Below are 9784 nucleotides of genomic sequence, written 5' to 3'. Positions count from 1 at the left end.
GGGGGCGCCGCGCGCCGCCCCCCCCCCGCGGGCGGGGGCCCCCACCCGGGGGGGCCCCCCCCCCGTGTGGGGGTGCCCCCCCCGGGGGCGGAGCGGCCCCCCCCGACGGTGCCCGCCCCGGTCAGGGGAGTTGGGCCGGCACCGAGCGCCTACTTCTTGTCGAGCAGGTTTTGGACCTTGGCGCGGACGTCGTCGTCGGCCAGGCCGCGGATCGTCAGCGTCGTCCGACGGCGCAGCACGTCGTCCGCCGTCTCGGCCCACTCGTGGTCACGGGCCCACACGACCTGCGCCCAGATCTCGGGCGCGTCGGGGTGGACGCGTTCGGCCAGTTCGGGGCTCTCGTTGGCGATACGGGCGATGTCGAAGGCCAGCGAGCCGTAGTGCGTGGCCAGGTGCTTGGCGGTGTCGGCGGCCATGCGCGGGCCGGGCGCGGGGTGGTCCACCAGCAGGCGGTGGGCGACGGCGCGTGGGTTGGCGACACCGGGCAGCGGCAGCTTCTTCGGCAGCGAGGAGATCGGCTCGAAGTCGTCGCCCAGCGGGTGGCCCGGCAGCGCCTCCAGCTTCTGCATCACGGTGCGGCCGATGTGCCGGAAGGTGGTCCACTTGCCGCCCGCGACGGACAGCATGCCGCCCCGGCCCTCGGTCACCACGGTCTCGCGCTTGGCCTTGGCGGTGTCGCCGGGGCCGCCCGGCAGCACGCGCAGACCCGCGAACGCGTACGTGATCAGGTCACGGTCGAGCTGCTGGTCACGGATGGAGAAGGCGGCCTCGTCGAGTATCTGGGCGATGTCCTTCTCGTTGACCGCGACGTCCGCGGGATCGCCCTCGTACGCCTCGTCGGTGGTGCCGAGCAGGAGCATGTCCTCCCACGGGAGGGCGAAGGTGATGCGGTACTTGTCGATGGGGGTCGCGAGCGCGGCCTTCCACGGCGAGGTCCGCTTCAGGACCAGATGCGCACCCTTCGAAAGACGGATCGACGGCGCGGCATTCGGGTCCTCCATCCGGCGCAGGTGGTCGACCCAGGGGCCGGTCGCGTTTAGCACCAGACGGGCGTTGGCGCCGAACTCCTCGCCGGTGAGCCGGTCCCTGAGGTCGGCGCCGGTGACCCGGCCCTTGGTGAACCGCAGGCCGGTGACCTCGGCGTGGTTGAGGACGACCGCGCCCGCCTCGACGGCCGCGCGGACCGTCATCAGCGCCATGCGCGAGTCGTTCATCTGGTCGTCGCCGTACACGGCCACGGCCTTGAGGTTCTCGGTGCGCAGCTCCGGCACGTCCTGCGCGGCCTTCGCGGGGCTGAGCAGGTGACCGACACCGTCACCGAAGGCGGAGAGCGCGGAGTAGGCGAAGACGCCCGCTCCGAGCTTCGCGGCGCCGTGCGGCCCGCCCTTGTACACGGGGAGGTAGAACGTGAGCGGGTTCGCCAGGTGGGGGGCCACCTGGCGGGAGACCGCACGGCGCTCGAAGTGGTTCTCCGCCACCAGCTTCACCGCGCCGGTCTGCAGGTAGCGCAGACCGCCGTGGAGCAGCTTGGAGGAGGCGGAGGAGGTGGCGCCGGCGAAGTCGCCGGCGTCGACCAGAGCCACCCTGAGGCCGGACTGCGCGGCGTGCCAGGCGGTGGAGATGCCCAGGATGCCGCCGCCGATCACGAGAAGGTCGTACGACGCCTTGGAGAGTTGCTCCCTGGTCTCGGCTCGGCTCGGGTTGGAGCCGGAGGCCGGGTGCGTCCCCAGGGCAGGCACGGACTGCAGGGTGGACTGACTGGTCATGTCGGGTTCTTACTCCTAGTCAGAGCTGTCTGGGCGGTCCGAGCCGCTCAGTCCTCGTCCTCGATCCAGCCCATGGTCCGCTCGACGGCCTTGAGCCAGTTCTTGTACTCACGGTCGCGGGTCTCCGCGTCCATGTTGGGGGTCCATTCGGCGGCCCGGCGCCAGTTGGCGCGCAGTTCGTCGGTGCTGGACCAGAAGCCGACGGCGAGGCCGGCGGCGTAGGCGGCGCCGAGGCAGGTGGTCTCGGCGACCATCGGGCGCACCACGGGTGCGTCCAGGACGTCGGCGAGGGTCTGCATCAGCAGGTTGTTGGAGGTCATGCCGCCGTCGACCTTCAGGGCCACCAGCTCGTCGCCGGAGTCCTTGACCATCGCGTCGGCGATCTCGCGGGTCTGCCAGGCGGTGGCCTCCAGGACGGCACGGGCGAGGTGCGCCTTGGTGACGTACCGGGTCAGGCCGGCGATCACACCGCGGGCGTCGGAGCGCCAGTGCGGGGCGAACAGGCCGGAGAAGGCCGGTACGAAATAGGCACCGCCGTTGTCCTCGACCGAGAGCGCGAGCGTCTCGATCTCGGCCGCGGTGGAGATCAGGCCCATCTGGTCGCGCATCCACTGCACCAGGGAGCCGGTGACGGCGATCGAGCCCTCCAGCGCGTAGACCGTCGGCTGGTCGCCGATCTTGTACCCGACCGTGGTCAGCAGGCCCGCGTAGGAGTTGATGATCTTGTCACCGGTGTTCATCACCATGAAGGTGCCGGTGCCGTAGGTGGACTTGGTCTCGCCCTCGGAGAAGCAGGTCTGGCCGAACAGGGCCGCCTGCTGGTCGCCGAGCGCGGAGGCGACCGGGATGCCGCCGAGGACGTCGCCGAGCTTGCCGCCGGTGACCTCGCCGTAGACCTCGGCAGAGGAGCGGATCTCGGGCAGGATCTGCAGCGGCACGCCGATCGACTCGGCGATCTTCTCGTCCCACTGCATGGTGTGCAGGTTCATGAGAAGGGTGCGGGAGGCGTTGGTGACGTCCGTGACGTGCTTGCCGCCGTTGACACCGCCGGTCAGGTTCCAGATGACCCAGGTGTCCATGGTGCCGAAGAGGATGTCGCCCGCCTCGGCGCGCTCCCGCAGGCCCTCGACGTTGTCGAGCAGCCAGCGGGCCTTCGGGCCGGAGAAGTACGAGGCCAGCGGGAGGCCGGTCTCGCGGCGGAAACGGTCCTGGCCGACGTTGCGGCCGAGTTCCCTGCACAGGGCGTCGGTGCGCGTGTCCTGCCAGACAAGGGCGTTGTGGACGGGCTCACCGGTGTTCTTGTCCCACAGCACGGTGGTCTCGCGCTGGTTGGTGATGCCGATGGCCTTGATGTCGTCGCGGGTGATGCCGGCCTTCTGGATGGCCCCGGCGACGACTTCCTGGACGTTGGTCCAGATCTCGTTGGCGTTGTGCTCGACCCAGCCCGGCTTCGGGAAGATCTGCTCGTGCTCCTTCTGGTCGACGGAGACGATGCGGCCGTCCCGGTCGAAGACGATGCAGCGGCTGGAGGTCGTGCCCTGGTCGATGGCCGCGATGAAGGGGCCGGCCGTGTGGGCGTCGGTCACTGTGTGCTCCTGGTGGGTCCGTGGTGAGGAGGGCTGTACGTACGGCGCGTGCTGTGAGGCTCGGTGCTCGAGGACGAGGCTCGCTGCTCTTTAAGCAAATGCGACGTTGTAGATGCCTGCAGCGATCGCGGCGCCGATCAGGGGACCGACCACCGGGATCCAGGCGTAGCCCCAGTCGGAGCCGCCCTTGTTGGGCAGGGGCAGAAGGGCGTGCACGATGCGCGGACCGAGGTCACGGGCCGGGTTGATCGCATAGCCCGTGGGGCCGCCGAGGGAGAGACCGATGCCGACGACCACGAAGGCGGTGATCAGGGCGCCCAGGGTGCCCAGGCCGTTGCCCTTGTCGTTGAGGCCCTGCGTGAGGACGGCGAGGACCAGGACGATCGTGCCGATGATCTCCGTGGCGAGGTTCTGCACCACGTGGCGGATCTCGGGACCGGTGGAGAACACGCCCAGGACCGGGCCGGCGCCCTTCTCCTGGGCCTCGACGGCCTTGGCCGCCGTGGCCTGCGCACCCGGACCGCCGACGATCTCCTTGTCGGTGAGGTGCGCGTGGAACTGGCCGTAGTAGGCCACCCAGACCAGAGTCGCGCCGATCATGGCGCCGAGGAGCTGGCCACCCCAGTAGGTGGGGAGGTTGGTGTAGTCGTGGTCCTTGATCGCGAGTGCGAGGGTCACGGCCGGGTTGAGGTGGGCACCGGAGAGCGGTGCCGAGGTGTAGACCGCCGTCAGGACGGCGAAACCCCACCCGAAAGTGATGGCGAGCCAACCGGCGTTACGGGCCTTGGAGGCCTTCAGCGTCACGGCGGCGCACACGCCACCGCCGAGCAGGATGAGTATGGCGGTACCGATGGTCTCGCCGATGAAGATGTCGGAGCTGGACACCCGCGACTCCTTTGTCCTTCGTCCAGGGAAGCCGAACCCCGGGTCCCTCCGGGTGTTCTGGCGCCCTCGGGGGTGAGAGCGAAACCGGTCCTTGGCGTTGTCACACTCTAGCGCGTATTGCCGGTAGGTGTTCGACAATGCCGACCGATGGACGGGAGTCTTGCTCCGGCGTTACATGCGCGTCAAGGGTTCTGTTATCGAAAACCTGATCGTTACTGATCGAGGCGGGCTATCGATCTTCGAGCACCGGACGTACCTTTTGTTGTTGTATGTCCATTTCAGGGTATGGCGAGAGCCGGAACGCCGCTCAGCGTTCCGGTCTCCAGTGGTCCTGTCCTGTTCGTAGTGCTCTGTCGTGGTGCTCTGTCGTCGTGCCGCGGTCAGAACCGCAGGGCGCCCAGATCGCGCGACACCGCGCGGGCGCAGTCCCGTACCGCCGCGATCAGCTCGGGGCGCAGTTCCCCGTCCCGGCACAGGCGCTCCACCGCGCCGGTGATGCCGACCGCCCCCACGGGCATGCGCCGGCGGTCGTGCACGGGCGCGGCGACCGAGGCCACGCCCTCCCAGGTCTCCTCCACGTCGGCCGCGTATCCCCGCGCGCGCGTGATGTCCAGGAGGTGCTCGAAGTCCTCGAGCTCGCACACCGTGCGGTCCGTGAAGGCCTTGCGGTCGGCCTCCAGTACCTCGCTGTGCGCCACCGGGTCGTACGCCGACAGCACCTTGCCCAGGGCCGTGGAGTGCAGCGGCTGCATGGCCCCTATCTCCAGGACCTGCCTGCTGTCGTCGGGCCGGAAGACGTGGTGGACGATCAGCACGCCCTGCTGGTGCAGCACGCCCAGATAGACGCTCTCACCGCTGGAACGGGCCAGGTCGTCCGTCCACACCAGGGCGCGCGCCCGCAGCTCGTGCACGTCCAGATAGGTCGTGCCCAGGCGCAGCAGCTCCGCGCCCAGCTGATACCGCCCGGAAGCGTCGTCCTGTTCGACGAAGCCCTCCTGTTGGAGGGTGCGCAGGATGCCGTGGGCGGTGCCCTTGGCGAGGCCAAGGGAAGAGGCGATGTCCGACAGGCCGAGCCGTCGCTCGCCGCCCGCGAGCAGCCGCAGCATCGCGGCCGCCCGTTCGAGCGACTGGATGTTCCGTGCCATCGCCGTACTGCCTCCGTCCCCTTCGACTGCCGCCGAGGCGCTGTCGTTAACTATCGTTCGACAATGCCGAACACTACCGGTCGATGTCGTCCTCCCGCCAATGGTCGGTCGGCACCTGTTACATCACATGTGGCCCGCGCGTGGCACGACCGCCACACGCGTCCGCCTCGTGGACGCCCCGCCCATCAAAGCCCACGTCCGGTTACTCTGACGCCGTGCGCCTTCACCGGGCCTGCCCGGGAAACCGCATAGCCGACAGCCGTCGCACTCCAGGGAGCCCCTACATGGCCTCGTCGCCGACGTCCCCTTCCGCCGACAGCCGGACCCGTGTGTCCGCGCTCCGAGAGGCGCTCGCCACCCGAGTGGTGGTCGCCGACGGAGCCATGGGCACCATGCTCCAGGCGCAGGAACCGACCCTCGAGGACTTCGAGAACCTCGAGGGCTGCAACGAGATCCTCAATCTCACCCGCCCCGACATCGTCCGCTCCGTCCACGAGGCGTACTTCGCCGTGGGCGTCGACTGCGTCGAGACCAACACCTTCGGGGCCAACCACTCGGCCATGGCCGAGTACGACATCGCCGACCGCGTCTACGAGCTGTCCGAGGCAGGTGCCCGGATCGCCCGCGAGACCGCCGACGAGTTCGGCGCCCGCGACGGCCGCCAGCGCTGGGTCCTCGGCTCGATCGGACCCGGCACGAAGCTGCCGACTCTCGGCCACATCGGCTACGGCACACTGCGCGACGGCTTCCAGGCCAACGCCGAGGGCCTGCTCGCCGGCGGCGCAGACGCCCTGATCGTGGAGACCACCCAGGACCTCCTCCAGACGAAGTCCTCGATCCTGGGCGCCCGGCGCGCGATGGAGGCGACCGGCACCGAGGTGCCGCTGCTGGTCTCGATGGCCTTCGAGACGACCGGCACCATGCTGCTCGGCTCGGAGATCGGCGCCGCCCTGACCGCGCTGGAGCCCCTCGGCATCGACATGATCGGCCTGAACTGCTCGACCGGCCCCGCCGAGATGAGCGAGCACCTGCGCTACCTGGCCCGCCACTCCCGCACCCCGCTGCTGTGCATGCCCAACGCCGGCCTGCCGATCCTCACCAAGGACGGCGCCCACTTCCCGCTCGACCCGGAGGGCCTGGCCGACGCGCAGCAGACCTTCGTGCGCGACTACGGCCTGAACCTGATCGGCGGCTGCTGCGGCACCACGCCCGAGCACCTGCGTCAGCTCGTGGAGCGGATCCAGGGGGCCACGCCCGTCGAGCGCCGCCCCCAGCCCGAGCCCGGCGCCGCCTCCCTCTACCAGACCGTCCCCTTCCGGCAGGACACCTCCTACCTGGCCATCGGCGAGCGCACCAACGCCAACGGCTCCAAGAAGTTCCGGGAGGCCATGCTGGACGCCCGCTGGGACGACTGCGTCGAGATGGCCCGCGAGCAGATCCGCGAGGGCGCGCACATGCTCGACCTGTGCGTGGACTACGTCGGCCGCGACGGCGTCGCCGACATGGAGGAGCTGGCCGGACGCTTCGCCACCGCCTCCACCCTGCCCATCGTCCTCGACTCCACCGAGGTCGACGTCATCCAGGCCGGCCTGGAGAAGCTCGGCGGCCGCTCGGTCGTCAACTCGGTCAACTACGAGGACGGGGACGGACCCGAGTCACGGTTCGCGAAGGTCACCCGCCTGGCCCAGGAGCACGGCGCGGCCCTGATCGCGCTGACCATCGACGAGCAGGGCCAGGCCCGCACCCCCGAGAAGAAGGTCGAGATCGCCGAACGGCTCATCGACGACCTGACCGGGAACTGGGGCATCCGTGAGGAGGACATCCTCATCGACACCCTGACCTTCACCATCTGCACCGGTCAGGAGGAGTCCCGCAAGGACGGCATCGCCACCATCGAGGCGATCCGCGAGCTCAAGCGCCGCCACCCGGACGTGCAGACCACCCTCGGCCTGTCGAACATCTCCTTCGGCCTCAACCCGGCCGCCCGCATCCTCCTCAACTCCGTCTTCCTCGACGAGTGCGTGAAGGCGGGCCTGGACTCGGCGATCGTGCACGCCTCGAAGATCCTTCCGATCGCCCGCTTCGACGAGGAGCAGGTGCGAACGGCCCTCGACCTCATCTACGACCGCCGCGCCGAGGGCTACGACCCGCTGCAGAAGCTGATGGCCCTGTTCGAGGGCGCCACCGCCAAGTCCCTCAAGGCCGGCAAGGCCGAGGAACTGGCCGCCCTGCCGCTGGAGGAGCGCCTCAAGCGCCGCATCATCGACGGCGAGCGCAACGGTCTTGAGCCCGACCTGGACCAGGCCCTGGAGACCCGCCCGGCGCTGGACATCGTCAACGACACCCTCCTGGACGGCATGAAGGTCGTCGGCGAACTGTTCGGCTCGGGCCAGATGCAGCTGCCGTTCGTGCTCCAGTCCGCCGAGGTCATGAAGGCCGCCGTCGCCTACCTCGAACCGCACATGGAGAAGTCGGACGCCGAGGGCAAGGGCACCATCGTGCTCGCCACCGTGCGCGGTGACGTGCACGACATCGGCAAGAACCTCGTCGACATCATCCTGTCCAACAACGGCTACAACGTGGTCAACCTCGGCATCAAGCAGCCGGTCTCCGCGATCCTGGACGCCGCCGAGGAGCACCGCGCGGACGTCATCGGCATGTCCGGTCTCCTGGTCAAGTCCACGGTGATCATGAAGGAGAACCTGGAGGAGCTCAACCAGCGGGGCCTCGCCGCCGACTACCCCGTGATCCTCGGCGGAGCGGCCCTGACCCGGGCCTACGTCGAACAGGACCTGTACGAGCTGTACGAGGGGGAGGTCCGCTACGCCCGCGACGCGTTCGAGGGACTGCGCCTCATGGACGCACTCATCGGCGTCAAGCGGGGCGTGCCGGGCGCGAAGCTGCCGGAGCTCAAGCAGCGCCGGGTCCGCGCGGCAGCCGACCTCGAGATCGAGGAGCGCCCGGAGGAGGGCCACGTCCGCTCCGACGTCGCCACCGACAACCCCGTGCCGACCCCGCCCTTCTGGGAGACCCGGGTCATCAAGGGCATCCAGCTCAAGGAGTACGCGAGCTGGCTCGACGAGGGCGCGCTGTTCAAGGGCCAGTGGGGGCTCAAGCAGGCCCGTACCGGCGAGGGGCCGACGTACGAGGAGCTCGTCGAGACCGAGGGCCGTCCCCGGCTGCGTGGCCTGCTGGACCGGCTCCAGACGGAGAACCTCCTGGAAGCGGCCGTGGTCCACGGCTACTTCCCCTGCGTGTCCAAGGACGACGACCTGATCATCCTGGACGAGCGGGGCAACGAGCGCACCCGCTTCACCTTCCCGCGCCAGCGCCGGGGCCGCCGCCTCTGCCTCGCGGACTTCTTCCGCCCGGAGGAGTCGGGAGAGACGGACGTCGTCGGTCTGCAGGTCGTCACCGTCGGCTCCAGGATCGGCGAGGAGACGGCGAAGCTGTTCGCCTCGGACTCCTACCGCGACTACCTCGAACTGCACGGTCTGTCGGTGCAGCTGGCCGAGGCGCTCGCCGAGTACTGGCACGCCCGCGTCCGCGCCGAACTGGGCTTCGGCGGGGACGACCCGAGCGACATCGAGGACATGTTCGCCCTCAAGTACCGGGGTGCCCGCTTCTCCCTCGGCTACGGTGCCTGCCCCAACCTGGAGGACCGGGCCAAGATCGCCGAACTCCTGCGGCCCGAGCGCATCGGGGTCCACCTCTCCGAGGAGTTCCAGCTCCACCCCGAGCAGTCCACGGACGCGATCGTGATCCACCACCCGGAGGCGAAGTACTTCAACGCCCGCTGAGCCCTCCGGGGGTTCGGCGGGGGGCCGACTTGGCTGGGGGCTCCCTGCCCAGGGGGCACCTGACCGGGGGACCGGCCGGTGCCTGGCGGGGCTTCCGTGTGCACTGCTGCCCGGCTCGGGTCCCGGGGCCCCGGTCCTGGCGGCCGGCGGGAGCGTTCGCCGGGAGCGGCCAAGAGGGCTGATCGTGCGGCCCGGCAGGATGTCCGGCCGGCGCGACTCGGCCGGGAGCCGGGTGCGTCCCCCGTGCGACAGTGCGCCAGGTGGGTCCCCCGGCCGGACGGAGGCCGTCCCGGAGGCGCAGCCGGAGCGCGGCCGCAGGAGGCCGTCGCGGCGGTGGGCCTGCCGTAGTCCTGGCCTCGGCTCCGCGGAAGCGCACCGCTCTGCGGATCTGCCTGCCCCCGGTCCGTCCGGGGTCTTCCCCGCGTCTCCCGCGGTGTCTCCCGCGTGCCCAGGTGATAAACCAGGCGTTTCACCAGCGGGAGTCGTACACTGGTCGATCCACCGCAGGGGGGGGGGGGGCGGGGCGGGGGGGACGCGCGGTCGGACACACAGAGGCTGCGGCGCTCGCACCCGCGCACACACACACGCCCACCCACCCACCC

5 protein-coding genes are annotated in these 9784 nt (G+C 70.1%); 1 reads left to right on the top strand and 4 read right to left on the bottom strand.

Annotated features, from left to right (window positions below; translation table 11 throughout):
• Positions 1-149: 149 nt before the first annotated feature.
• The 4 genes from ACFW2E_RS32195 to ACFW2E_RS32180 form a co-directional block, all read right to left on the bottom strand.
• On the bottom strand, positions 150-1766 hold the full coding sequence (locus ACFW2E_RS32195) for an FAD-dependent oxidoreductase (RefSeq protein ID WP_384470986.1): 1617 nt from the start codon (positions 1764-1766) through the stop codon (positions 150-152).
• Between the two features lie 47 nt (positions 1767-1813).
• Positions 1814-3352 carry a glycerol kinase GlpK gene (gene glpK / locus ACFW2E_RS32190; RefSeq protein WP_384470984.1) on the bottom strand — a complete coding sequence of 513 codons (1539 nt, stop codon included), beginning with the start codon at positions 3350-3352 and terminating at the stop codon, positions 1814-1816.
• 90 nt (positions 3353-3442) lie between these two features.
• Positions 3443-4237, bottom strand: a complete 795-nt coding sequence (locus ACFW2E_RS32185; RefSeq protein ID WP_384470981.1) for an MIP/aquaporin family protein — start codon at positions 4235-4237, stop codon at positions 3443-3445.
• 380 nt (positions 4238-4617) lie between these two features.
• Positions 4618-5382, bottom strand: a complete 765-nt coding sequence (locus ACFW2E_RS32180; RefSeq protein ID WP_384470978.1) for an IclR family transcriptional regulator — start codon at positions 5380-5382, stop codon at positions 4618-4620.
• Between the two features lie 284 nt (positions 5383-5666).
• On the opposite strand from ACFW2E_RS32180, the gene metH reads away from it, so the two are divergent.
• On the top strand, positions 5667-9182 hold the full coding sequence (gene metH / locus ACFW2E_RS32175) for a methionine synthase (RefSeq protein ID WP_384470975.1): 3516 nt from the start codon (positions 5667-5669) through the stop codon (positions 9180-9182).
• Positions 9183-9784 lie beyond the last annotated feature (602 nt).

The sequence above is a fragment of the Streptomyces sp. NPDC058964 genome (assembly GCF_042741275.1).
GTDB lineage: Bacteria > Actinomycetota > Actinomycetes > Streptomycetales > Streptomycetaceae > Streptomyces.
Note: the sequence above shows the minus strand (reverse complement) of the source record. Positions and strands in the feature narration are given on the sequence as shown.